This window comes from Achromobacter sp. 1011791174 (assembly GCF_059760925.1).
Map to the genome: position 1 here is coordinate 26724 of NZ_JCBANH010000028.1, position 25503 is coordinate 52226.

Sequence of the window (25503 nt, forward strand, 5' to 3'; positions counted from 1 at the left end):
CATGATGATCGCAGCTGTGCAAGAGCCAGAATGGCCCGTGCTTCCCGAAGAGGACATGCTCTGGCTCGCCTACCGGAAACAACCGACACAGGCGTTGCGGGACCGCCTGGTGTCGCGTTATCTGCCTTATGCGCGCGCGATCGCGGCGCGCATGTATTCCCGGCGTGGCGGCCAGGATTTCGAATTCGACGACTATATGCAGTATGCCTCGCTCGGCCTGATGGAATGCGTCGACCGCTATCAACCAGGCCTGGGCGCATCGTTCAAGACCTATGCCACCACCCGCATGACGGGTTCCATTCTCAATGGCCTGGAGAAGCTCACCGAGCGCCAGCAGCAGCTGTCTATCCAGCGGCGCATGACCGCCACCGGCGAGCGCGTTGCCTCACTGGCCGAGGACGATGCGCCGGATGGCGCCGAGGAGTCGACTGAGGCGCTGTTCCGAAGGCTGGCGGCCGCCGGCGTGGGCGTGGCGCTGGGCGTGCTGCTGGAAGGGTCCGGCCTGATCGAATGGGAGAGCACCGAGGCCACGCGCGGCCTGGGCGCCTATGAGCAGGTGGAGCTAAGGCAGTTGCGCGACCGCGTGCTGGCGCTGGTCGCCGCGTTGCCCGAGCGGGAGCGCCACATCGTGCGTTCGCACTACATGCAGGACGTGCCGTTCCAGGACATCGCGGCGGAGATGGGCCTGACCAAGGGCCGCATTTCCCAACTGCACAAGCGCGCCCTGGACATGCTGAGACAGGAACTCGGCAAGCTCAGGCAGTCCGCCGCCGATTTCTGAAGCCGTGATTGGCGCTACGCTCTTCCCAGAATGATTTCCGCAGCCAAGGAACTCTGAACATGTCGACTTCTTCCGAACGCCTGGATCGCTATGACGCCTATTTGCGCCAGGACCCCGGCAACGCGCCGCTCGCGATGCAGGCGTTCGAGCTGGCGCTGGATCTGGGCTATCTGGAGCGGGCCCAGGCCTATCTGGACCAGGCCAGGGCCGTGGAGGGAGACGCGGCCTATTTGTCGCACCGACAGGCGGCCCTGCTGGCGGCCCAAGGCCGTTGGCCCGAGGCGCTGGCGGCTCAGCGGTCGTTGTGCCAGCGTTTTCCGGATGACGCGGATTTGCAGGCGACCCTGGCCACGCTGTTGCATTGCGCCGGGGAACACGACGCCGCCGAGACGATCTGGTCCGAATTGCAGGCTGGCGGCCGTCTGCCGCCGCACGCCTGGGCCTATCGGTTGCGCACCCTGCATTTCCAGCGACGATTGACCGAGGCATTGGCGTGGGCCGGCGCGCAGCCGCTGGAAAGCCAGCCCGAAGCCGCCGGCGTGCTGAGCCTGATGGCCGTGGACGCGGGCGACTTCGCGGCCGCGCGGCACTGGGTGACGGTTGCGCTGGCGGGCGCGTCAGACAGTGTGGAGGCCTTGACGGCGCGCGGCGCGCTGGCGCTGGCAGCCAAGGATCCGGTGAGCGCGCTGACCGATTTCAATGCCGTGCTGCAGCGCCGGCCGGCCGAAGGGCGCGTGTGGTCGTCGGCGGGTATCGCCCAGCTCCTGCTGCGACAGCCGCAGGCAGCCGTCGATGCCTTTCAGCGCGCCACGGCGCTCATGCCCGCGCATATCGGCAGTTGGCACGGATTGGGCTGGGCGCAGTTGTTGAGGGGCGACCTGGCCGCTGCGTCGACCGCGTTCGAGCACGCGCTGGCGCTGGACCGCAACTTTGGCGAAAGCCATGGCGGCGTCGCCATCACGCATGCGCTGGCTGGCCGGGCGGAACAGGCCGATCACCACATCGAACTGGCGCTGCGGCTGGACCCGTCCTCGCTGTCGGTCCGTTATGCGCAGGCCGCGCGCAGCGGCGCGTTGCAGCGTCCCGAAGCGTTCCAGCGTCTGGCCGAGCGCGCGCTGCGCGGCGCGCAAGCCCCGGACGGCCGTTCGCTGCTGGACTGGATGTCGAACTAGACGCGCCGCGCGCCGGGCTCAGCCCGGCTGGGCTTCCCGTGGCATCGCCAGCAGCAGGCGGGCCGCTTTCTGGCTGGCGGCCAGCAGATCCGGTTGCGCCTGCATCCGTTGCTGGACGATGTCCACCAGCTGATGAAACTTCGGATCGTTGATCAGGCCCGCGCCCAGTTCGGACAGCAGGGCCGCCTCCAGGAAATAGCGGAACGCCTTGCGTTCGCGCTCGGGGTCGTCGCGGTCCAGCGCCGATACCCGCGTCAGCAACGCCGTGAAGACCGGCGGCTCCGCCGTCCTGGTGGGTTTGCCCGCGTTGGATGCCCTGCCGGCCAGTCCCGTCTTGCCTGTTCTGCCGCCCGCGAGCGTGCGCTGCTGGATGAGCTGGGCCAGGCGCCCAATGCCGTCGATCATGAGGGGTCTACAGGTTCTGCTTGTAGGACGCCAGCACGAATTGGGCGGCGGCTTCGTTCTGCGGGACGGCGGAATCGGTTGAGGCGTCGCCGCGCTGCGTCCGGATGTGCGCGGCCAGCATGCCCATGTCCTGGTTCAAGGGGGCGTTCTCGTCATTGCGCGACATGCCTTGTTCGATGAGGAGCAGCGCATCGTCGAAGCTGTCCATGGCCAGCGCGGCGAAGGCGCGCTTGAAGCACACCAGGTAGTGCGATTCCCCCAGCGTTTCGAGCGGAGCCCAGGTCTGGAACGCGGTTTGCGGCCGCGCGCTGGTGAATTGCAGCAGGCCCAGCTGGAATCTGGCGGTACTCAAATCCGGATCGAGAGCCAGGGCGCGAATGAACGCCGCCTCCGCGGCGTCGACCTCGCCCGCGTGCATGAGCTGGGCGGCCAGCAGGGCATGCGGCGTGCCGGATCCAGGATGATCGGTACAGGCTTGTTGCAGGATGCGCAGCGCAGCCTCGCTGTCGCCGTCTTCCAGCGCCTGGACATAGTGATCGAGATAAAGCGGGCGGTCTGTGGGTGTACTCATGGCGAAAGGGCGATGGGGCCAGGCAGCTGATGGCGGTCGGCGCGGACAGCGGCGTGTCGCCAACCTGTGCTCCCACGGCCGGGAGACGAAGCGCGGAGCTGAGTGTGGCGGGTCTTGCGCGCTTCTATCGGCGGGCCGCGGCGGTCGCCGGCTTCAGCCACGTGCGGATCACGTCCCAAGGGTACCACCGTGCTTCTTGGCGAGTCTGTCTGATAAAGCGGGCGCGTCATCGCGTTCAAACAGCGGACTTCGCGGCGGCGCCTGCGGCAGGTTGCGGCGCGGCGGCGAAAGTCAGGCTCATGGGTGCTCCGGAATCGAGTACGGCTCGGCCATCGGCTCGCCGTGAGGATTGGACCCGCCAAGTGCGGACCTGTTCGAACTTGTCCTAATGGGGAAGGTTCGGTTTAGGGCCGCCATCCCCGGCATCTGAATCCGTTGCCCGTTTGACTCGCGGCAAGCGACGGCCGCTAAACCGTCGGGACCTCGAAGGGAAAAGTTGAGCACGGATAGTACGCCCTCGATATCTCGGGGCGCTGCGCAAAAACACTCTGAGGGTTGCCTGAACATGGTCGCGATCGTAAGTGGAAACACGCTGGGGCTTAATCTGAGTTCGCTGGCGACGCTGGGCGATAGAGGCGTATTCGGCGATGCCGCCTTGGGCAGAAGCTCGGAGCAGGTGTATGTCAACATCGCGACGGGCAATCTGGTGTTTCGCAACGTGGACGACCAACTGGCCGGACATGGATCGATATACGGCTCCGTGCGCACGTACAACAGCCAGGGCAAGTTGGGTCACGAGGATGCCTGGGCGGTGGGGGCTTCGCTCAAGCGACTGCGCATCAACGGTCCGGTCAACAATCCCTCGGGGTCGATCACGCGCATCGACGAGGATGGTTCGGAGCAGGGATTCGGCTACGGCTACAGTCAGCTTCCCTCGGGATATCTGTCGTTCACCGGGACGGGGGCCTATGACACGATCCAATATGACGCCCAAAAGAACCAGTATGTATGGAAGGACGGCGCGACGGGCCTGATCGAGCGCTATGAGGGCAGCGGTTCGTTGCGCTTGCTGAGTTCGACGGACACGAGCGGCAACACGCGCAGCTACGCCTATGGCGCCAACGGCAAGCTTTCCAGCGTGACCGATGCGAGCGGCGGCATCACGTTCTACGACTACGCCGGGCTGAATCTCACGCAGGTGCGCACCGCCACCGTGGAAAACGGCGTGCAGGTGATTCAGACGCGGGTGCGCTATGGCTACGACAGCCTCGGCCGTCTGTCGGCGGTGTCGGTGGACCTGACGCCCCAGGACAACTCCATTGCCGATGGCAAGGTGTTTCAGACCTTCTATACCTACGACGGCGATAGCGACCGCCTGGCATCGGTATCGCAGACGGACGGCACCCAACTGTCGTTCCTGTACGTCAAGGATGGTAGTACCTACAAGGTGTCGCACGTGACAGATGCCCTGGGACGGGTGACCCGATACCAGTACAGCGGGCTGCGCACGTCGGTGATCGACCCGTTGGGCAATCTCACTGCCTATGAAAGCGATGGGAACGGCAATCTGAAGTCGGTGACGACGCCGGCGGTTGACGGCGTCAGTCAGACCACCCTGTACACGATATCCGGCAATGGCAGGACGACACGTATCGTTCATCCTGGCGGCTACACCGTCAATATGGGCTACGACGCCAGCGGAAACCAGGTCAGCTGGCAGGACTCGGTCGGCAATGTCATGTCGCGAGTTTTCGACAGCAATAACCGGCTCCTGATCGAGAACGCGTACACGATTCCGATGACCCAGGCGGGCGGCGCGGCGCGGGGAGAATTGATCACGCGCAACGTCTATGATGCCGCGGGCCGGCTGCGATTCCAGCTCAATCCCGCCGGAAATGTCACCGAGCACCGCTACAACGCCTATGGCGAGCGGGTTGCGACATTGACCTATGCCGGCAGCCCGTATCCGCTGCGCACGCTGGCGGCCACGGACGTGCCGACGGAAGCCGTGATGCAGGCCTGGGCCGCAGCGGCGGACATGAATCAGGTATCGCGGGTGGACTCGGTGTACGACTACCGGGGCCAGCTGCAGCAGACCATCGCCTATCAGGCCGTCAGCGCCAGCGGCGACGGCATACTTGACGGCACGCAAGTCCTGACGCGCTATGTCTACGACCAGTCGGGGCGGCTGCTGACTACTGTGTCGCCCAATGGCGGCGCGACCAGCTATGTCTATGATGGGCTGGGACGGGTGCTGTCGGTGCAGGACGCGCAGGGCAATACCGCGCTGACGCAGTATGACGACGCGGGTAACCGCGTCACGCTGACGCAGGCCAATGGCCTGAGCTTGGTGTCGGTCTATGACAAGGCCGGCCAGAAGATCAGCCAGTTCAACCAGGGACCGGCCGGGCAGAGCCTGGGCGAGACGCGCTACGCCTATGATGCGGCGGGTCGGTTGGTGATGACCACGGACCCGTCGGGCGGACGGCAGTTCATTCTGTACGACGCAGCGGGCCGGAAAGCTGGTGAGGTGGATGCCGGCGGCGCGTTGGTTGAATACGTCTACAACCCCGCCGGCCTGCTCTGGCAGACCCGAACCTATGCCAACAAGGTGAATCTGTCGTATCTGGCGGACGCTCAGGGCAAGCCGCTGACCCCTAAAGTTGGCAACGTGGCGCCCAGCGGCGCCATCGCCACGGCCTGGAACCTGTATGACGCATCGAATCGCTTAGTCAAGCGGATCGACGCGACCAATGCCATCACCGAGTTTCGCTACGACGGCTTGGGCAGGCTGGTCGAGGAAATCGGTTATGCGCAGCGCATGACGGCCTGGAATGTCGCCAAGCCCTTGCGGCCTCAGGATGCGACGGTGGCGATTTCGAACGCCGACCGTCACTCGTATACCTTCTATACCGATGACGGCAAGGTGCGAGGTCGTCTGGACGCCGAAGGCGCACTTACCGAGTACGTGTACGACGCCGCCGGGCGCGAGGTGCGCAAGATTGCCTATGCCAATCGCGTGACGGGCATCCTATCCAACCCGAGCTTCGCCTCTGTCAAGCCGGCGGAGTCATTTCAAGACATCGTCGAATACAAGTTCTACAACGGCCTGGGCCGTCTGACCGGCACGCTGGACGGCGAAGGCTACCTGACCGAATTCATCTACGACGCGAGCGGAAACCTGACGACCAAGGTGCGCTATGCCACGTCGCTGACCGGAGCCAATACCGGCTCGACCATGCCGGTGAAGTACTCGCCCGATATTGCCAAGATGCGGCCAGCGACCAGCGCGCAGGACCAGGTCTGGACCTACACCTATACGCGGCTGGACAAGGTCTCGTCGGAACGGAATGCCGAAGGCGCGCTCACGCTGTACGTCTATGACGAGATGGGCCGCATGACGTCGATGGTCCGGGCCGCCGGAATCTCGACCTCGCGCGGCGTGCTGTCGCGCTACGACCTGCAAGGCCGCTTGATCGGCGAGCTGTCCGGCGAGGGCGCGGCCAGGATAGACGGCAACCAGACGCAGGCGCAGATCGATGATATCTGGCGGGCCTATGGCACCTCGTACACCTATGACGCGGTGGGACGGCGCACCTCGATGGTGGACGGCGCGGGTCAGCGCACGCTGTACTACTTCGACGCCAACGGCCGGGTCACGCACACCATCAACGCCCTGGGCTATGTGCAGGAGAACGTATACGACAACCTGGGCCAGCTGGTCGAGACGGTGCGCTATGGCGCGCCCATCAATACGCAGGGCCTGAACGGCGGCCCGGTCAATGATGCGCTCAAGCTCGCGCTGGCCGCCGCCAGCAATGCCAATGTGGACATTCGCGCGACCTATACGTACACGATCGATGGGCGCATGCAGAGTGAAACCGACGGCGCGGGCGGCCTGATACAGCGCAGCTATGACGCTTTCGGCAACGAGATCCAGCGCATTACCCGGATCGATGGCTCAAAGAGCCGCACCGATACGCGGGAGTATGACCGGACGGGGCGGCTGACCTTGCTGAAGGAGGACGTGGGCGGGTACGGCCGCAAGACCACCAGTATCTATGACGTATTCGGCCGACTGATCTCATCGCGCGACGGAACCGGAAACACGACCAATTTCGAGTACGACAGACGTGGCCGGCAAGTACTGACCTACGACTCGGTGATCAACAAGAAGACCGCCTACGACGCTTTCGACAACGTGCTCTGGCGCATCGACGAATTGGGCCGCCGTACCACCTACGCCTACGATGCGCAGAACCGCAGCGTGACCATGACGACGCCGGACGGCGTCTCGGTGACGACCATCCACAACGCCTTTGGGCAGACGGTGGAGTTGCGCGACGGCAACGGCAACGTGACGCGTCATGCGTACAACGCGGACGGCAGCCTGGTGCGGACCGAAGACGGCGGCATGACGGTCGCCAACCGTTACGACAATCTGCAGCGTCTGATCGAGACCGTGGACGCGCGTGGGGTCAAGACCAGCTATACCTATGATGCCCTGGGTCGGCGCCTGAGCCGCCTGGTGGATCCCGACGGGCAGAAGTTGCTGACGGAGTACCGCTACGACGCGTTCGGCCGCCAGTATCAGACCATCGAGCCGGGCGGACGCCAGACCCTGGTGACGTTCGACAAGGCCGGCCGCGTGCTGTCCACGACAGAGGATGCGACCGGCCTGAAGCTGGTGACCCGATATACCTACAACGAGTCTGGTCAGCAACTGACGGTTACCGCGCCCAACGGCGTGGTAACCCGGTATGGCTACGACAACCTCGGTCGGCGTGATACCGAGACGCTGGATCCGGCGGGATTGGCGTTGGTCACGCGCTATGTGTATGACCTGAATGACAGGCCCCTGGCCAAGGTGGCGCCGGACGGCACGCGCACCTATCAGACCTACGACGACAGAGGCCGGCCGACGATGACGGTCAACGGGGCGGGCTATGTGGTCCAGACCCGCTATGACGCCGCCGGCCAGGTGATCGGGACGGTGGCCTACGCCACGCCCGTGGATCTGAAGGGGGCGCTCACCGTCAGCGATTTCGAGCTGCGCGGCCTGCTCAAGCCAAATCCCGCCGACGTCTCGGAATACCGCTATTACACCGCCGGCGGTCGCCTGGCGATGACGGTCAGCGGCACGGGCGACGTGGTCAGCTATGCCTATGACGGCAACGGCAACGTGACCGAGCGTATCGCCTACGCCACCCGCCTGCCCGCCGCCAGCATAGGCGCCGCGCAGATGCCGGCCCCGCCGCAGCCCAACCCCGTCTACGACCAGCGCCAGCGCACGGTCTATGACGCGCTGGACCGCGCGGTCTTCCAGGTGGATGCCCTGGGCGGCGTGGTGCGCCAGCGCTACGACGGCAACGGCAACGTGATCGAGCGCGTGGCCTACGCGGCCCGCATCCCGGCCGGCACGGCGATGACGGAGGCGGCGATTACCGCCGCGCTGGCGCCGCTGGCCGATCCCGCGCGCGACCAGCTCGCCGTCAACGTCCATGACGCCGCGGGCCGGCTCATTTATGTCATGGACGGCACCGGCGCCGTCACCAGGAACACCTATGACGCGTCCGGCAACCTGCTGACACAGATCCGCTACGCCACGCGCCTGGCGCCGGGCAGCAATCCGGCCAGCGTGCCGGTGGCGGCGGGCGACATCACGGTCTCGCGCGTGTACGACAGCGCCAATCGTCTGGTCGCCGCCGTGGACGGCAACGGCAACATCACGCGTTATGTGCTGGATGCGGCAGGCAGGATCATCCTGCAGGTCAATCCCGACGGCGCGGTGAGCGAGAGCCGCTATGACGCCGCCGGCCGCCTGACGGCGTCCATCGGTTACGCCACGCGGGTGGCGACGGCGGGGCTGGGATCGCCGGCCAGCGAGGCGCAGGTGCGGGCGCTGTTGTCGCCGCAGCCGTCGGACCAGGCCGAGTACCGTTACTACGGCGCCGACTCGCGGCTGGCTATGACGGTGGACGCGCTGGGTTCGGTGGTGACCTACAAGTACGACGCTGCCGGCAATCTGAGCGAACGCATCGCCTATGCCAACCGCCTGGCGGCCGCCAGCGTGGGCGCGGCCAAGATGCCGGCCGCGCCGGCGGTGGATATCGCTTATGACCAGCGCCAGCGCGCGGTCTACGACGCGTTTGGACATGCCATTCTGCAGGTGGATGGCACCGGCGCCGTGGTGCGCCAGCGCTACGACGCCAATGGCAAGGTAGTGGAACGGATCGCCTACGCCGCGCGCGTGCCGGCCAACGTGGCGCTGACGGCGGCGGCCATCGACGCGGCGCTGGCGGGCGTGGCCGACGCCGCGCGCGATCAGCGCAGCCTGAATGCCTACGACGGCATCGGCCGCCTGACTCACGTCATGAACGGCCTGGGCGCGGTGACCGAGAACATCTATGACGCCGCCGGCAACCTGCTGCGGCAGATCCAGTACGCCACGCCCGTGGCGGCTGGCGGCGATCCGCGCTCGGTGCAGGGCAGCCTGAAGGACCGCGCCACCGACTGGGTCTACGACGGCGCGCATCGCCAGATCGCCAGTGTGGATCCCACGGGCGCGGTCACGCGCAAGGTGCTGGACGCCAATGGCAACGCCGTGCAGGTGATCCGCTACGCGACCCGGCTGGGCGCCACGGTGCCGCGCGAGGGCGGCGCCATCCTGGCGGCCCTGGTGTCCAATGCCCAGGACCGGGTCACCACCACCGCCTTCGACGCGGCCAACCGGGCCGTGCTGGTGGTCGATGCCCTGATGGGCGTGGTGCGCAATACCTATGACGCCGTCGGCAATCTGCTGGAAACCTACCAGTACGCCAGGCCGATGCCGGGCGACGCGCTGGCCGGCGCCGCGCCGGGCCAGTTGAGCCTGGCGGCGCTGACGGCGCGCCTGCCGGGTGTCGACGCGCAGGACCGCAGCAGCCGCAGCGTCTATGGCGCGGCGGGTCTGCCCGTATACAAGATCGACGCGGCGGGTTTTGTCACGCAGCTGAGCTACGACACGCGCGGGAATGTGGTGAGCAGCCGCCGCTACGCCAACGGCGTGCTGCTGGGCGGCACGCCGTCCGCCGCCGACGTGGCCGCCGCCTTGTCCGCCGACAACGCGCGCGACCGGGTCGACAGCTATGTGTTCGACGCGGCCGGCCGTCTCCTGGGCGTCACCGATACGCTGGGCAAGTCCGAGTCCTATGCGTATGACGGGGTGGGCAACAAGACCCGCTTTGTCAACAAGGCGGGCGAAGCCTGGTCCTATGAGTACGACGCCGCCGGCCGCCTGCTGGTCGAGCGCACGCCGCAGATCGGTTCGCTGGAGACGGGCTGGACCGCCGACGGCAACATGACTGTCGGCGCCAATCGCTCCGTCTCGCTGGTGACCCGCAACGTCTATGACGCCCTGGGCAATCTGTTGTCGCGCACCGAGGCGGACGGCCAGCCCGAGGCCCGCACCACGCGCTATGTCTACGACGCGGCGGGCCGCCAGGTGCGGACCATCTTCCCGCCGGTCAGCCTGTACGACGCGGCCGCCGACAACCTGCTGGTCAACGGCGCCAGCGGCGTCGCCGCGCGCAAGGAGACCGCGCCCATCTCGCTGACGTCGGACGTGCTGTTCGACGCGTTCGGCAATGCGGTGGCGGGCCGGGACGTGGCGGGATCGATCAGTTACAAGGTCTATGACAAGACCGGGGCGCTGAAGTACGAGGTCGATGCCGAAGGCTATGTCACCGAGTACGATCGCAACGCCATGGGCGACGTCACGCTGCGCCTGCGCTACGCGGTCAAGACGGGCTTGACGGCCAATGGCTACAAAGGCATCTCGGCGGAAGCCGTGGCCGCCGCCGTCAACGCGGCCGGCCTGGATCATGGCGGCGATCGCGGCGAAGTGACCGCCTACGACAAGCTGGGCCGCGCCGTGGAGGTGAGCCAGTCGCAGATCTACGCCTACGATTCGTCGGCGGCGGCCGGGGCGCAGTACTTCACCAGCAACAAGCTGGTGCGCACCGAATACGATGCTTTCGGGCAGGCGGTGGCCATCCGAGAATTGGTCAATCCCGTCTCGCAGGTCTGGGCGAACACGACCCAGCACTACGATCGCGTCGGCAACATGGTCGCGCGGGTCGATGCCCTGGGTTATGTCACGGTCTCGTCCTATGACGGGATGGGCAACAAGACCTCGGTGCGCGATTACGCCACGGCCACCACTGTCTGGAACGCGCAGGGCTACGCGCTGCCGGTGGCGAACGCCAACGACCGCCTGGTGACCTATGCCTTCGACGCCCTGGGCAGGAAGCTGTCCGAGACCCGCGTTAACGTGGAGTACAGCAGCCAGTCCAACGGCACCTCGCAGCGCGGCGACCTGAAGACGACCTATGGCTACGACGTGCTGGGCAACCAGACGCGCGTGACGGACGCCAAGGGCGGCACGTCCTATACCTATTACGACGCCCTGGGCCGGGTGAAGGCGGTGACCGAGGCGGCGCGCCTGAACGCGTCCGGCGCATCGTACGCGCCGTTGACCGTGTTCCATCGCGACGCGGTCGGCAATATCGTCAGAACCATCCAGTACGCCAACGGCACGCCGCAAGCCTCAGAGGCGGGCTACACCGAAACCTCCAGCGGCGACAACCGCTACACCCTCGCCGCCTACGACAGCCGCGGCAACAAGATCCAGACCATAGACGCCAATGGCGCGCGCACCAACTATTCCTACAACGCCGCCGGCCAGCTGGCCAAGCAATGGCGCGGCGTCACGGGCAACGACGGCAGCGTCAAGACCTGGTTCCAGGCCTTCCAGTACGACAAGCTGGGGCATCAGACGCGGGTGATCGATCCCGCGTCCACGGCCGTGCTCAAGAGCGGGGTCCAGACCAGTTGGTCGTCGGCGACCAAGGAATTCAATTTCTGGCAGAAGTACGTCGTTTCCGGTACCAATACGATCAACCTCAACTGGTCTTCGCTGATCGATGCCAGCGCGGGCCTGGTGCGGGTCCAGGTGTACTACACCACCCTCAACACGCAGTACAGCGAGACGGTCGCCAATGAGGGCGGCGAGGCTGGAGAAGGCGGTGTTTCCACGGGCGGCACCACGATCACCTATGGCTCGCCCGGCGTGGCGACCAGCCGCACCATGGATTTCGGCGCGGCGTCGGCCGCATCGGGCGTGTCGATCAGCTGGAGCGAACGCAAGGTGGCCGTGGGCGGCATTGCCCAACTGAGCTACATCCGCGTGTGGCAGCAGGACGCGGCCGGCAACTGGGTCAGCAAGTGGGAAGGCAGCAACGCCCAGGCCAACGGTTCCGGCATTGTCGACGTGTCGCAGCAGGAAGCCGGCTGGTCGGACACCGTCACCGAGTACAACGCCTTTGGCGAGATGGTGCGCCGTGGCGTCAACGGCGGCCGCCAGGAGTATTTCCAGTACGACAACGCCGGCAATCTGGTGCGCACCAACGCCAAGGACGGCAAGGACCAGGTCACGCTCTACAACCTGCAGGGCAAGGCCACCGCCAGCATGACCAGCGCCGGCGCGGGCGGCGGCAATGTCGACCTCGCGGCCATCGGCTCCATCCAGCAGGCGTCGGCCATGGGCAACCTGCGGCGCGAGGACACGGTCTACAACCTGCTTGGCAACGCGCTCAAGACCATGGCGCCCGCGCGCACGGTGTACGAGGGCGGGGTCACGGTCAATCGCGACTACACCTACGCCACCATCGCCTCGTCCGCCACGCTCTATTACATTCCCAAACCCGGCGGCGGTGAGAATGGCGGCGAGGGCGGCGAAGGCGGCACGGATCCCAACGATCCCGGTACGCCCGCCTGGCGCGGCACCAATACCGTGCAGCTCGGCTGGACCAGCCTGGCAGGCCTGGGCGACGGCGACGTGCGCGTCGTCATGACTTACCAGAGCGCCGGCGGCACGCGCCGGACCCTCACGCAGAACTACCAGGCCGGTGCGGCGCAGACTGGCGTGACGTTCAGCTGGGACGGCGCCGCCATGAACACGACCGATGGCGGCGTCACCCGGGTGGTCGCCATGACGGTCTACAAAAAGGACACCAGCGGTACCTGGCAGACCGTCATCAACCAGCAGGGCACCTTCGGCAACACGGGCAACTTTATCGACATCGCCGCGCCGGTCGATCCGGGCGTCAAGGTCAGGCTGGAAATCCGCGTTCCCAACGGCGGCTGGAGCGAAGTGGGGCTGGTGAACTACGGCAATACCTTGCGCTATGACGCGGAAGGGCTGGCCGTGGGCAACTACGAGTACCGGGTCTCGCAGATCGCCCGCGATGGCATGACCAAGGTCACAGGGTCCGGCACGCTGGCACTGGCGGCGCCCAGCCTGTCCTCGATCAGCAGCGCGATGGGCTTCGGCGCTGTCGGCCACGACGTGTTCAGCTGGCCCTCGTTCGGCGCGGGCGTCGACGCGCAGTTCCGCTACCGCTCGCCGGGCGGCGCCTGGGTCCAGCTGCCGGTATCCGCGCGCAGCTCGGGTCATGATGGCGTGGACTGGATCGGCATGGGCGCCGGCCAGTTCGAGTATGAGTTGTTGCTGATCGACCGCAGTTCGGGCGCCGCCTATGCGCATGCCACGGGCTTCATCAACAAGGAGGCCGCGGTGCCGCCGCGCTGGGTGCCGCCGGTCGGCATTCCGCCAATCGCGGAGGGCCTGACGCTGGACACGGGCAGCACCGGCATTTCCTGGACCACGACCGATCGCAACAACCTGAGCGGCACGGCCGTGCTCCGGTACCGGCTGCAAGGCACGCAGGCCTGGTCGACCGTGGGCTTGAACCAGAGCCCGACCGCCACGCCGTTCGGGCCCGTGGGCACGCCCGGCACCGGCGAGGGCGGCGAAGGCGGCGAGGGCGGTTCAACGTCCGTCATGACCTATTGGGTCCGCCTGGGCACGCTGCCCGCTGGCAACTACGAGTTCGACCTGCTGTTCACGCCCACCGGCGCGTCCGAGCCCAGCAAGCACCGCATCGGCGTGATCTCGCAAGGCGCCACCACGCCGGGCTATTACTACACCCGCAGCTATACGGTGTCCGTGCCCTACCAGGTCTGGGTGCCGCCGACCGGCAACGGCGGTGAAGGCGGCGAGGGCGGCGAAGGCGGCACGCCCGGCTATTGGAAGACCGAATATCGCCAGGAGACCCGCTATGAGCAGGTCTGGGTGAACGCCGTCACGCCGCGTCCCGGCATGTCGCACACCACCGCCACCTATGTGGCGGGCTACACCATCCCGGGCCGGCCAACCAGCTATTCCCTCAGCAGCACCACCGGCAGCAATCCGCGACCCATCAGCACCAACGTGTCCGGCATCCTGGGCGTGGTGGCGTCGTGGGGCGCGTCCGGCCCGAACGGCGGCGCCGTCACCAGCCGCCCGTCGGTAGAGCGGACCTACGACCGCTGGGGCAATGTGCTGACGGTCTCCGATCCGCGCTCGCCCTATTGGATCACCCGCTATACCTATAACGCGGCCAACCAGATCACTTCGGAGATCCGACCCAGCGCCGATGGCGCGGCGGGCGCCGGACCCGCCACCTACCTGTACTACGACGCGCAGGGCAACAACGTCGCCACGCGCGACGGCAACGGCAACCTGACCGGCATGGAGTACGACGCCGGCGGCAAGCGCATCGTCGAGCGGCACGCCGACGGCGGCGTCTACCGTTACGGCTACAACGGCTTCGGCGACAAGATCAGCTGGACCGATGCGTTGGGCAACGTCACGTCCTACACCTATGACTGGATGGGCCGCCTGACGCTGACGTCGCACGCCGCGCTGACGCGCTACGGCATGCAGGACGCGCTGACGATGGTCGCCACCGGCCAGAAGACCGTCATCGAGAGCGTGCGCTACGACGAGCTGGGCAACAAGCTTAGCTCCACCAACGGCGCGGGCGACACGGTCTACTTCCGCTACGACCTGCGCGGCAACGTCACCGGCGTGCGCAAACCGGGCATGTCCACCGAGCTGCGCACCGCCTACGACGCACGCGGCAACAAGACCTTCGAGGCGGACGCCAACGGCAACGCCTCGACCTGGGCCTACGACTACTTCGGCAAGCTGGTCGGCCACACCGACATCGGCGGCGCCAAGTACTACTACGCCTATGACAATGCCCGCCAGCTGCTGCAGCAGACCAACACGCGCGGCCAGAACCTGAACTACACCTACGACGCCGCGGGCCAGGTCACACGCATCTACGATGCCGCGCTGGGCAAGATCACGGACTTCTCGTACGACCATGCCGGCAACAAGGTGCGCGAGCGCACCGAGCAGGGCGGCCGGGTCTACCAGAACAACATCATGGCCTACGACGCGCTGGGCCGCCTGCGCGAAGTATCGGACGGCTACCTGCGCCAGAACATCGACTACGACGCCAACGGCAACCGCAAGCGCGTCCAGACCCAGTACACCGACGCGTCCGACACCTGGCGCAACCGCGACTACTGGTACGGCTACGACGCCATGAACCGCCAGACTACGGTGGAGGCCGTCAACGCCAACCTGGACCTGAGCGCGGGCCAGGGCCACCGGCTGACCTACGACGCCAACGGCAACCGCCTGAGCGACACGTACTGGGACAAGGTCGTCTACGGCGACGGCAGCACGGCGGCCGGCTTCACCACCGAGACCTATACCTACGACATCCTGAACCGGCTGGTCACGCAGCGGCGCGACGGCAACCTGCTGGACTACCGCTACTACGACGGCGCCGACCGCGTGGTCTGGAGCGGCATCGACGGCTCGCTGGGCAAGGCGTTCTTCGATCGCTCGGGCCTGGCCAACGAGCAGCGCCGCAACATGTACGACGGCGCCGGCCGGCTGTACAACACGCGCTTCGTCAAGATGACGAACGCGGGTCTGTCGAGCAGCCACAACGTGACCTACAGCGGCTACGACCAGGCTGGTAACGTGACGCAGTACCGCATGGACATGTACGAGGGCACGGCGTACACGAATTACTACAACTACACGCACGCGCGCTACGAAGGCTACCGCGAGGCCACGCTGTCGGGCACCAGCACGGAGCTGGATCCTGGCCAGACCACGTATCAGTACGACGTCAACGGCAACCTGGTGGGGGTGGTCGACACCAAGGACGGCAGCAAGAACCAGACGCTGGTGAACGACGCCAGCGGCAAGATCCTGCAACGGGTGCAGGACGGCAAGACCACGCGTTCCCTGATCGTCAACGGCGAGCTGCTGGGCACGACCGGCCCGACGGTGGGCGCGGACGACTTCTCGCCGTCCTTCCGTCCCATCGACGGCGGCAACCCGCAGGCCAGCCCGGGCTCGTACCGGATCCAGCCGGGCGACACGCTGCAGACCATCGCACAGCAGGCCTACGGCGACAGCCGCCTGTGGTTCCTGGTGGCCGAGGCCAATGGTCTTGCCAGCGACCGCGACCTGCGGGTCGGGGCGACGGTGACGATCCCGAACCGGGTGTCGGGCAATCATAACGATTACAAGACCTTCAAGCCGTATGACCCGGGCAAGCTGATCGGGGATACGCAGCCGACGATGCCGGTGCCGGAGGCGGATGGCGGAGGGGGCTGCGGCGGGTTTGGCAGTTTGATCCTGGCGGTGGTTGCGGTGGTGGCGACGGTGTTTACGGCGGGGGCGTTGGCTCCTGCTGCCTTAGCAACCTCTGCTGCTGCGGCGGCAGGAACGACGACTGCGCTGGGGGCGACCCTGGCTGCAGGTTCTTCCGTCTTGTTGGGCGGAGCGGGATTCGCTGCCAGCGTAGGCATCGGTCTGGCGGCTGGCGCCGTAGGCAGCATCGTCAGCCAGGGCGTAGGCATGGCCATGGGCATGCAGAGCAAATTCAGCTGGAGCGGCGTCGCCTTGGGCGGTCTGACGACGGCGGTGTCTGCCGGCGTGGCAAACAGCTTCGGAGGCGCTGCGGCAATTCAGGGAACCTTAGGCCAGAAGATGCTGGAAGTCGCCGGACGCGCGGTGGTGAGTTCGACCATCAGTCAAGGGATCTCCATGGCGGTCGGCCTGCAGTCCAAGTTCAGTTGGAGCGGCGTGGCGGCGGCTGGTGTTGGGGCGGCGGTTGGTTATGGCATCAGCGATACGGCATTTCGGGGGTGGAATGGTCCGGGTAGTCAGCTGGTACGAAGTGCTGTCGCCGGGACGGGAGCGGGAGTAGTGGCTACCGTCTTGTCTGGAGGCAAGGCGAACTATGTGCAGATCGCCACGGATGCGTTCGGCAATGCGCTAGGGAACTCAGTAGTCACGGCATTGGAGCAGAGTGGAAGGGGATTGACGACATTACAGGCGAAGAACAGTGGTTTTGATAGCGATGGAGCGTACAACCAGATTGTTGAGGCATTCTCCGCACCAAGACCTATGTATGCAGCAAATGGGTTCCCTGTACTGCTCGCTGCCAATGAACCCGCGTTGTCCGGCCGGCTTGGCGCAACTACGGATGTGAGCGGAGGTCGGGACGATGGTGGATATCCCTATGAGCGTACATATCAGAACAGTGATGGTGTCGTACGCGTTGAAGCAAGTCGTACGCCGTTCGATGACATCGCTGAGTCATATAACAGAGATGGCTCTCTCGAGTTGTCCTTGTCCCCCGAGTTCGCGCTGAATAATGATCAGCGTAGTGCGCTTGCGAATGGGTATGGGCCGCTCACGCAAGCAGCGGCCGCCGGTACTCGAAGTGCTGCGTTTGGAGCCTTCGAACCCAGCTTCAAGAGTGTTAGTAGCCCCACCATTCAAGGGTTTTTTGATAACTCTTTTGGCAACAGACTCATAGATGAAGCTGGGCGTAAGGAATACATCAGGACAACAGGAGAGAACTCAGTTGATGTATTGAAGAGAGTTTCTGAAGGTGTTGTTTCCGTAAGAGAAGGCGCCTACGAAGCGGTGGCATTCAGAGATGGAGAAACCCTGAGAATACGGCAGACGTCTACATCCCCAGAAATGCTGCGAAATATTTCTGTCACGCGCCCCGATAAAACAACAGAGGTGGTGATCGAGCGCAACTCGAGCACTGAAGCCCTGCATAGGTACGTGGATCAGAAATTGTTTCCATATACGCAGGAAAAGTTAATTTCAAAAGGATTAGATGCACAGGTTGATGATGTTTATAGGGAAATAATAGAATCGAGCGGTCGTCCAAACGCAGTCGCAACTCAGAAGGCATTTGATCGTGTGAAAATAGCCGGCATAGTTCGCAGTGTTGGCACTACTGTTGGCCGCGTAGCCACAGTAGTCGGGGTCGCATCGGATACGGTCAGTTTCGGGTCCGAGGTTCGTGATAGCGTTAGAACCGGAAATTTTGATAATACCTACCGGGAAGGCGGTAGAATTGCCGCTGGCTGGACTGCGGCTTGGCGGGTGGGAAGAGTTGGGGCAACTGTTGGCGCTGCGCTAGGCGGTGCGTTCGGCACAGCAGTGCCTGTCGTGGGGAATGTGCTTGGTGTTGCTATTGGCGGTGTTGTAGGTGGATTAATCGGAGGGGCTTCCGGTTATTGGGCAGGCAGCCGATTGTCAATAGAGTTGTACGATTGGATCAAAAAATAGGAACTAATAATGTCCTCAAAATATGATGCTTGCGCGGAATTGCTCCAGTTTCCCTTAATTGGGGACTCTGTGAGATTCACTTGCGTCATTGATCCGTCCAGGAAGGTTAGGGTTTTTGATCAACAATTCCCTTCACCAGATGTCGCTTTTGGGAGGGTTCAAACAAATGGTGTTGGTGATTTCTGCCGGTGGATGCTTACGGATGTGGCGTTAATCATCAGGTTTCTTGACGGTACTTATTGGGCAAAAGAGCGACCGGAGGGGTTGTTTTCGGGGGGGAGCGCCTACAATCGGATATTTTCTTTTCAGGCTGGCTCCGCTGACATAATCGTCGTGTGTATGCCCCCGACCGTTTTTGTCTTGCGAGTATCAAACGGCGTTGTTGAGGAAGAGTCATTATCAATCAGTGCGCATTTGTATTGCGGATTCGGATCTTCTGACGCAGAGTATTTTCTATTTGGACAGAGTCTGCGTTCTGATCTTGGCGAGAGTGGCCAGCCGCTAATAGTGTCAGCGAAGGCTGACCGGTTCATGGTGCAAGATGCAACACTTGATGTTGGAGCAAGCATTGAGGGGATCATGGCGGCGCTTGCATGTAATCACAGCGCAACGTTGATTTGCTCCGAGAGTCCGCCCCCATTAACTATGTACGATTTTGAGTGGGACCCTAGTCCCGGGGCTACCGATCACGAGAACTTCTGGGTTGTGCCGTGGCCCAAGACGGGGGCGGTGAAACCAACTCGGATAGAAGGGGTTCGATACCTTGGGGCAGGGGGTGTCAAAGGTAATCAGGTTTCATACTTTCAGGATCAGAAGAACCGACATGGCTCTGATGTGGCTTCCATGATTTGTATTTCAGCGGACGGCGTTCCACGATATCTGAATGTGCAAGGGCTGCACCGAGATTCAACCATTTGGAAAGTTCAGTACGACCCTCTGTTTGGCTGGTTGGGTGTTGCGAGCGAATTTTCGGGAACACGTGACTCGCATCTAATGTTGAGTAAGGATGGGGTGGAGTGGGCATCCCGAAGGATTGATCTGTGAGGGGCTTGGTAATATCAATCTACTTTACTGTCCTTGATCAGGGGGAGTCAGCGATTTAGCTCGTGGCATACATGGAGCTCTGGCGGTCTTCTGGTAACAATCCGTTTAGGGGTGGGGCTGGTCGCAACGTCACACTAGGATGTCGAATAATAGGAATGGGCTGGGTGTTTAGTTGTCGATACGAATGTACTGAGATGGTATTCACCTGACACCGGTCCCCAAACCGGTGGTTGCTCAAGCAGTCTCGACCAACACATCTAGCGGAGTCGGCTGCTCAGCACGCGCTTCGTCAAGATGACCCGCGCGGGGCTGTCGAGCAGCCACAACGTGAACTACAGCGGCTACGACCAAACGGAATACATAAGTCGTCAATCGCCTCACCACGCGGCTGCCGCATCCACCGGCAAACCGAAACGGCGAGAACCACCGCCCTAAACCACCATCCCCCCACCTGGAAAAGTTGCTTGAGCCGGTAAATGGCCGGTCTCTACACACAGGGTTGGCCCTTCAGGCCAGCCCAGGTACCGACATCGGAGCAACCATGAGCCAGACCCCCGTCACCACGCCGCAGCCCGGCACCCCCCAGAACGATCCCAAGCGTTTCACCTGGAGCGTGTCCAGCCAGCAGCGCCGCAGCCAGCCCCTGCCTGTCCCGGCGGGCAGCGGCGGGAAGTAAAACGCAAGGAAGAAGCGCACGAAAGCCGGCTGGCGGGCCCCTCCCGCCCCGGCGATACGCCATGCAACTGGATCTTCCTCACGTGTTGATGCCCGGAAGCCTGCTGCATGGTTCCTCCCTGCAATGCCGGCAGGCCTCGCGCACGTTGTCGCTGCGCGCGCCGCAAGCCGTGCTGCGCAGCCTGCGCGACTTTGACGGTGGTTTGACGCCCCGGCAGTGGCTGAATGCCTGCGCCGAGCGCGGGTGGGACGCGCAGGCGGCAACCGGGCTGATGACCACGCTGATTGCCGAGGGGGTGCTGGTCAGCGCCGCCGATATGCCCAGGCAACTCTGGTCGCATGTCTTGAATCCCAGATCAATGGGAACTGCCCCTGAGCCTGCCCGGATCGTGGCCTTGATGGACGAGGCTCAGGCGCGCCTGAAAGCGGCTCCAGGCTGCCATGCCATCACGCTTGAAAGCGATCCGCGCGCCGACGGGCTGCACAAGCTCTTGCGTCTGCGGGCCTCTCGCCGCCATTTCGGAGAAATGGCGCTTGCGCCGCAGATCCTGACCGCGGTCTTGTGGGCGGCGGCCGGCGTGGTTGATGATGAAGATCGCTTGCGCACCGTCACGCCGTCGGCCGGCGCGCTCTATCCGCTACGTCACTACTACTTGAACCTGCGCGCCACCGGCACGCTGTCGCCTGGCGCCTATGCGCTGTCGGCAAGCGGCGAAGGGCGCTTGCACTACTCCTTGATCAATGAGGATCTGACCACGCTTGAAGCAGCGTTCTCCTCTCCGGATCTGCTGACCGATGCGCAAGGAGTGTTGGTGATCGCCGCCGATTTCGCGGCGAGCGCGAACAAGTACGGACCCCGCGCGTTGTCGTATGTGCCGCTGGAAGCCGGGCATGCCGCGCAGAACGCGCTGCTTGCGGCGGCGGCATGCGATTGCCATGCCGTTGAGATCGGCGGATTCATGGAACGGGAGCTGGCGACGTTGTTGGGATGCGCGGACGCCATCGTTCCCATCACGACGGTGATACTCGGGACCGTCGCGGCGCCTCCGGCGGTGGCGGCCGCCAGCGAGTTTGAATGGGTGGACATCAGGGACGCCGACGGTGAACGCCCGTTCTTTCTGTGCCGCGCCCGCGACAATGCCGCCCATCCATGGTCCTGGGGCCGCGATCCCGACCCCGCGCGCGCGCGCCTGAAAGCGACCATGGAAAGCCATGAGCGCGCGGCCTTATGCCGGCCGCTAGGGCTGACCGCCGCGCGTCATGGGGATCTGCCAGGCGCCATTGATCCCCGCGACATCCTCCGCTACGGCGCGGCGCAGTATCAGCGCGCCGACTTTCCATACCGCCCTTTCGACTCGACGGCGGAATACTGGTGGAAGGCTGCCCGCAATGTGCTGGATGGCGCGCCGTGCTTCATGCTGGCCGACCTGGTCTATCTGCAGGCCGGCTTGTCGGATCTGGACCGGAAGCTGCCCTATACCGATGCCAATACATCCGGCGCCGCCTCGCATGCATCCATGGACTCCGCGCTTGAGAACGCGGTGCTGGAACTCATCGAGCGCGACGCGTTCATGCGCCTGTGGTTGGGCGGCGACGCCATCGCCGTCATCGAAGACGCGCTGCCCGCTTCGTTGCAGGCCCGGCTGCGCCGCCTGCGCGATGCGGGCATCAAGGTGACGCTGCGTGATATCGGGCACGCCTACTGCCCGGTGGCGTTCTGCCATGGCCAATCGGAATCCCGGCATTTCACGCGCGTGTCCAGCTGCGCGAGCTATGACTTCGTGACCGCCATGGATCATGCCCTGATGGAGCTGGAAGCGCAGATTTACATCACGCTGCACAATCCAGCGCCTGCCGCCTTCCGGCCCGGACAGGCGCGCGCAGCGGAAGACCATGCGGCGCTCTATGAACAGAAGGCCTATTTTCGACGGGCCGACCACCTGGTCGCCGCGCCGGCTGCCGCCCCGGCCGAACGGCGCCTGTCCAGGGACTGGGCAGGCCTGGTCCAACGCCTGCGCGAAGACGGCCAGCAGCTGATTGCCGTCGATTTGAGCGACGGCGCGCCATTGCGCACGCCCACCGTCAAGGCGCTTATTCCCGGATTGGTCCCCATCAAGTTCGGCGCGGGTAACGAACCCGCCGGGCATCCGGTCTATCAACGCATGCGCCAGCTTTACGCGGGACGGGGGCGCAGCCCCGGTTTTCCGCATCCCTTCAATTGATAGGTAAGGACCATGTCATCGTTCCTGGTTAAAGAGGCGCCCGACGCGCTCACACTCGTTCAGCATCTGAAGACCCAAACTGCATTTCAGCAGGCCAGCGATGCGTTGAGCAGCCAGACTTCATCGCAGTTGCTGGCGATTCCGCTGCCGGCGGGGCTATATGAAGGCTTGCAGGATGCCGCCTATCAGGCGATAGAGGCCCATGGCCTGCACGGGTGGCTGTCGGCGGAAGGGCGTCATCACGACCACAACTATCAATCTCTTTCGCTGGTCTACAACCCCGACATGCATGAGCCGGGGATGGACGATGTGCATCAGTCCACGCTGGGTACGTCCCTGAACCCGATCAATGAGTTCTTCTACAACTCGGTGCAACGGCATCAAGGCCTGAAGAATACGTACTTCGATTCCTACGGATTTCGCGTGAGAACGCCGGCGGCCAGGCTGGGCGAGCTGGGCAGGTTCCTGGATCAATGCGGCCTGACCCTGATTCGTTCCCGCCTGTCCGTGCTGATCGGCGAGCGCGGCATCACCTCGGATTTCATGGATGGCTGGCATCGCGACGAACCCGTGTTCGAGAACCTGCGCCTGAACATTCCCCTGACCTCGGACCCCGCCTATCGCCTGCAGATCGAGCATGAAAAGGACAGGCCACAGGAAGACTCGGACACGATGACCGAGCATTTCCTCGAGCCTGGCTATGCCTATACCTTCAATACCAACATCCCCCACCGGGTGTACGTGAAAGAACCCAGCAGCCAGCCCAGGATCCATTTGGTGCTGGGCTTTGCGCCCTGGTTCGACCACGACCCCGGGGAAGATCGTTGGCGCGTCAATGCGCACTTCGGCAAGACCCATCCCTTCGATCTGCTGCGCAACGGACAACTGCATTCCGCCTTGAGGGCCCAAGCATGAAGAAGAACATCGTCCTGCTCTCGTCTCACAGCCGCGAAAGCGCCGCCAAGGAGAAGCAATACCGGGCGGCGGCCGACGCGCTGGGCCTGGCGGTCGCCGACTATCCCGATGCCGGCACCCTGGGTGTATTCGCCTGCAGCGACTTCCGCAGCGTGGATGCCGCCAATCTGGCGGCTCTGCATCAGGTAGCGGGTCCCGAGGTGCTTGCCACGACGATCGCCACGCAGAAGTCCCTGGCCTATCGATTTCTCGCGCAACGCGGCTTCTCCACGCTATGGGCGCACGCGCCGTTGCGCGTGGAGGACCTGATGCTTGATCTACCCTATGCCATCATCGTCAAGCCGGACAAGGGCAGCGGGTCATTCGCCGAGCATCCCTGGGCGTATCAACGCTATGACAGCCTGCGCCATTTCCATGATTGGCTGGCGGAACGCCAATTGCTGGAGGCGTTCCTGGCCTATCAGAACGATCCCAATTCCTGGTATGGACGCTATCTGACCATGGAGTACATCGGCGATAGCGACATCTATACCGCCGCGGCGGTCGCCGGCCCGGATGGCGTCGCCGTCTATGAGGGCGGGCGCTTGCGCTTCACCCGCGACACCCTGCAATGCGAATGGATGCTGCTGGGCGAGCGCCACGCGAACCACGACCAGATCACGCAGATGATCCAGGCGCTGTATGACGTGGGCTTGCGCCAGTCCGTCATATACATCCAATGCGTGGAAAAGGATGGGCAGCTTTGCGCCATCGACATCAATCTGCGACCGGGGACCATGCCGGACCGCGCGTTCCACGGCCTGGGTCTGCCGTACTACCAGGCTGCGCTCGCATACATGCTGGGAATGACGGCCTCGCTGGACTTCAGCTGGAACGCTCCCTATGTCGGCATCCGGCGGGTGGTGCTGCCGCTGGAGCATGGGCGTCGCAAGGCCAGTTTCGGCGAGGGATGCATCTCCCTGATTGGCGAGCTTGCCTACGATTCTGGCCGTCCGTTCGATCTTGGCCATGCTTGGCCCATGTTCGCAGTCAGTGGAGGCGACGCCCTGCACTGCGCGCAACTGGCGGAATCGTTGGTCGGAAACATGCGGCTGTCGCCGCTGGCCGAGATTTGAGGCCCACCTGAAGAAGGTCAGGCCGTATGTTCGGCCTCGGCCTTCAACCCGTCTTCAGGCGCTTCGGCTGCCGGCGTCTCTTCCGTGAACACGGACGCCAGCATATGCGGATACACATTGGGGTGAATCATGGGATGGCTGTTCATTTCCAACAGCCAGACCCGATCATCGTCGTCAATGACGGCGTCAAGCGTGAATACGGAGTGACGGCGGATGGCATCCGGAATGCCTCGATACAGCAGCGGGCCGGCAAAGCAGAACTGCGCCTTGACTGCCGCGGTCGTCTGCTGCCAGACATCGCGGTTCTTGAGCGTGACGCGGTCGTGCGGTGTCATGTAGCGAAAATCGAGCATGACGTTCACGCCCTCGGGCACAACTTCGTCCGGGTGATAGCCTTGCCATGCCAGGATCTGGACCGAATCATCCAGGTCCATCGTCAGATCGAAATTGCCACGGGGCTGGGTGGCGATCTCGCGCAGCGTCCGGCGGCCATCGCCGGTGATCTGCGGAGGTGTCAGTACTTCAAGCGCGACGGGCTCGCCATTCCAGAACCACGCTTTCGCGCTGCGGCCGCGAATGAACTGCTCGCAGAAATTCCCTGCCTGCAGCGGATCGTCGCTGTTCAATGGCGCCAGCGGTCCGAACGGCCCTCGGATGCCCACGCCGAATGATCCTATGGCGGGCTTGACGATGTAGTCGGGCGCCAATGGAGGGCCTTCGGTCCAGCTGGCCGTCACCCGCAGGCCATTGGCCAGCGCATACTCCTTGAACAAGGTCTTGTCCGTCGACAAGGGCCAGGACTTGACCGGATATGGCATCCACCCGATGAAATCGCCATCGCCGGCGAAGTCGCGCTGATAGATCGTCTGGCCGTTGTGCTCCCGGACGAACCGGGGCACCAGCACGATCTGGCGGCCGGCGAAACGAATGGTCATTTCGAACGTCTCGGGCGCGATCAGCATCTCCGCGTCATGAGCAAGCGCCCATTCACGGATGGGATGCAGATGCTTGATCGGGCGAAACAGGTAATACATGAATGCCGCTGAGGAAGGCCAA

General features: G+C 64.1%; 11 protein-coding genes. 8 read left to right on the top strand and 3 right to left on the bottom strand.

Going from position 1 to position 25503, the window contains the following annotated elements:
* Nucleotide 1: 1 nt before the first annotated feature.
* Both AC6LJ5_RS12545 and AC6LJ5_RS12550 read left to right on the top strand, forming a co-directional pair.
* Nucleotides 2–781 (top strand): sigma-70 family RNA polymerase sigma factor, encoded by a 780-nt coding sequence (locus AC6LJ5_RS12545; RefSeq protein WP_392408746.1) that lies wholly within the window; start codon nt 2–4, stop codon nt 779–781.
* Between the two features lie 59 nt (nt 782–840).
* A complete protein-coding gene (locus AC6LJ5_RS12550; RefSeq protein ID WP_498140628.1) occupies nt 841–1953 on the top strand; it encodes a tetratricopeptide repeat protein in 1113 nt (370 codons plus the stop codon).
* Between the two features lie 18 nt (nt 1954–1971).
* Here the strand turns inward: AC6LJ5_RS12550 and AC6LJ5_RS12555 are convergent, their stop codons facing one another.
* Nucleotides 1972–2358 carry a hypothetical protein gene (locus tag AC6LJ5_RS12555; protein WP_498140629.1) on the bottom strand — a complete coding sequence of 129 codons (387 nt, stop codon included), beginning with the start codon at nt 2356–2358 and terminating at the stop codon, nt 1972–1974.
* A 7-nt stretch (nt 2359–2365) separates the two neighbouring features.
* Nucleotides 2366–2929, bottom strand: coding sequence for a tetratricopeptide repeat protein (locus AC6LJ5_RS12560; protein WP_498140630.1), 564 nt, complete (start codon nt 2927–2929; stop codon nt 2366–2368).
* Nucleotides 2930–3494: 565 nt separating this feature from the next.
* Here AC6LJ5_RS12560 and AC6LJ5_RS12565 point away from each other — a divergent pair.
* From AC6LJ5_RS12565 to AC6LJ5_RS12590, 6 genes are all read left to right on the top strand, one after another.
* Nucleotides 3495–18476 (top strand): LysM peptidoglycan-binding domain-containing protein, encoded by a 14982-nt coding sequence (locus AC6LJ5_RS12565; RefSeq protein WP_498140631.1) that lies wholly within the window; start codon nt 3495–3497, stop codon nt 18474–18476.
* 9 nt (nt 18477–18485) lie between these two features.
* Nucleotides 18486–19520 carry a hypothetical protein gene (locus AC6LJ5_RS12570; RefSeq protein WP_498140632.1) on the top strand — a complete coding sequence of 345 codons (1035 nt, stop codon included), beginning with the start codon at nt 18486–18488 and terminating at the stop codon, nt 19518–19520.
* A gap of 541 nt (nt 19521–20061) precedes the next feature.
* Entirely contained in the window at nt 20062–20196 is a 135-nt protein-coding gene (locus tag AC6LJ5_RS12575; RefSeq protein ID WP_392413693.1) for a hypothetical protein, read from the top strand.
* Nucleotides 20197–20257: 61 nt separating this feature from the next.
* On the top strand, nt 20258–22417 hold the full coding sequence (locus AC6LJ5_RS12580; RefSeq protein WP_498140633.1) for a YcaO-like family protein: 2160 nt from the start codon (nt 20258–20260) through the stop codon (nt 22415–22417).
* Nucleotides 22418–22429: 12 nt separating this feature from the next.
* A complete protein-coding gene (locus AC6LJ5_RS12585) occupies nt 22430–23332 on the top strand; it encodes a hypothetical protein (RefSeq protein ID WP_498140634.1) in 903 nt (300 codons plus the stop codon).
* Entirely contained in the window at nt 23329–24447 is a 1119-nt protein-coding gene (locus AC6LJ5_RS12590) for an ATP-grasp domain-containing protein (RefSeq protein WP_498140635.1), read from the top strand. Before AC6LJ5_RS12585 ends, AC6LJ5_RS12590 begins: the two co-directional genes overlap by 4 nt.
* A 17-nt stretch (nt 24448–24464) precedes the next feature.
* Here the strand turns inward: AC6LJ5_RS12590 and AC6LJ5_RS12595 are convergent, their stop codons facing one another.
* On the bottom strand, nt 24465–25481 hold the full coding sequence (locus tag AC6LJ5_RS12595; RefSeq protein ID WP_498140636.1) for a hypothetical protein: 1017 nt from the start codon (nt 25479–25481) through the stop codon (nt 24465–24467).
* Nucleotides 25482–25503 lie beyond the last annotated feature (22 nt).

Bases quoted from the DNA above. Each gene is read 5' to 3' on its own strand.
- AC6LJ5_RS12545 (WP_392408746.1), top strand. From the start codon at position 2: ATGATGATCGCAGCTGTGCAAGAGCCAGAATGGCCCGTGCTTCCCGAA.
- AC6LJ5_RS12550 (WP_498140628.1), top strand. From the start codon at position 841: ATGTCGACTTCTTCCGAACGCCTGGATCGCTATGACGCCTATTTGCGC.
- AC6LJ5_RS12555 (WP_498140629.1), bottom strand. From the start codon at position 2,358: ATGATCGACGGCATTGGGCGCCTGGCCCAGCTCATCCAGCAGCGCACG.
- AC6LJ5_RS12560 (WP_498140630.1), bottom strand. From the start codon at position 2,929: ATGAGTACACCCACAGACCGCCCGCTTTATCTCGATCACTATGTCCAG.
- AC6LJ5_RS12565 (WP_498140631.1), top strand. From the start codon at position 3,495: ATGGTCGCGATCGTAAGTGGAAACACGCTGGGGCTTAATCTGAGTTCG.
- AC6LJ5_RS12570 (WP_498140632.1), top strand. From the start codon at position 18,486: ATGTCCTCAAAATATGATGCTTGCGCGGAATTGCTCCAGTTTCCCTTA.
- AC6LJ5_RS12575 (WP_392413693.1), top strand. From the start codon at position 20,062: ATGAGCCAGACCCCCGTCACCACGCCGCAGCCCGGCACCCCCCAGAAC.
- AC6LJ5_RS12580 (WP_498140633.1), top strand. From the start codon at position 20,258: ATGCAACTGGATCTTCCTCACGTGTTGATGCCCGGAAGCCTGCTGCAT.
- AC6LJ5_RS12585 (WP_498140634.1), top strand. From the start codon at position 22,430: ATGTCATCGTTCCTGGTTAAAGAGGCGCCCGACGCGCTCACACTCGTT.
- AC6LJ5_RS12590 (WP_498140635.1), top strand. From the start codon at position 23,329: ATGAAGAAGAACATCGTCCTGCTCTCGTCTCACAGCCGCGAAAGCGCC.
- AC6LJ5_RS12595 (WP_498140636.1), bottom strand. From the start codon at position 25,481: ATGTATTACCTGTTTCGCCCGATCAAGCATCTGCATCCCATCCGTGAA.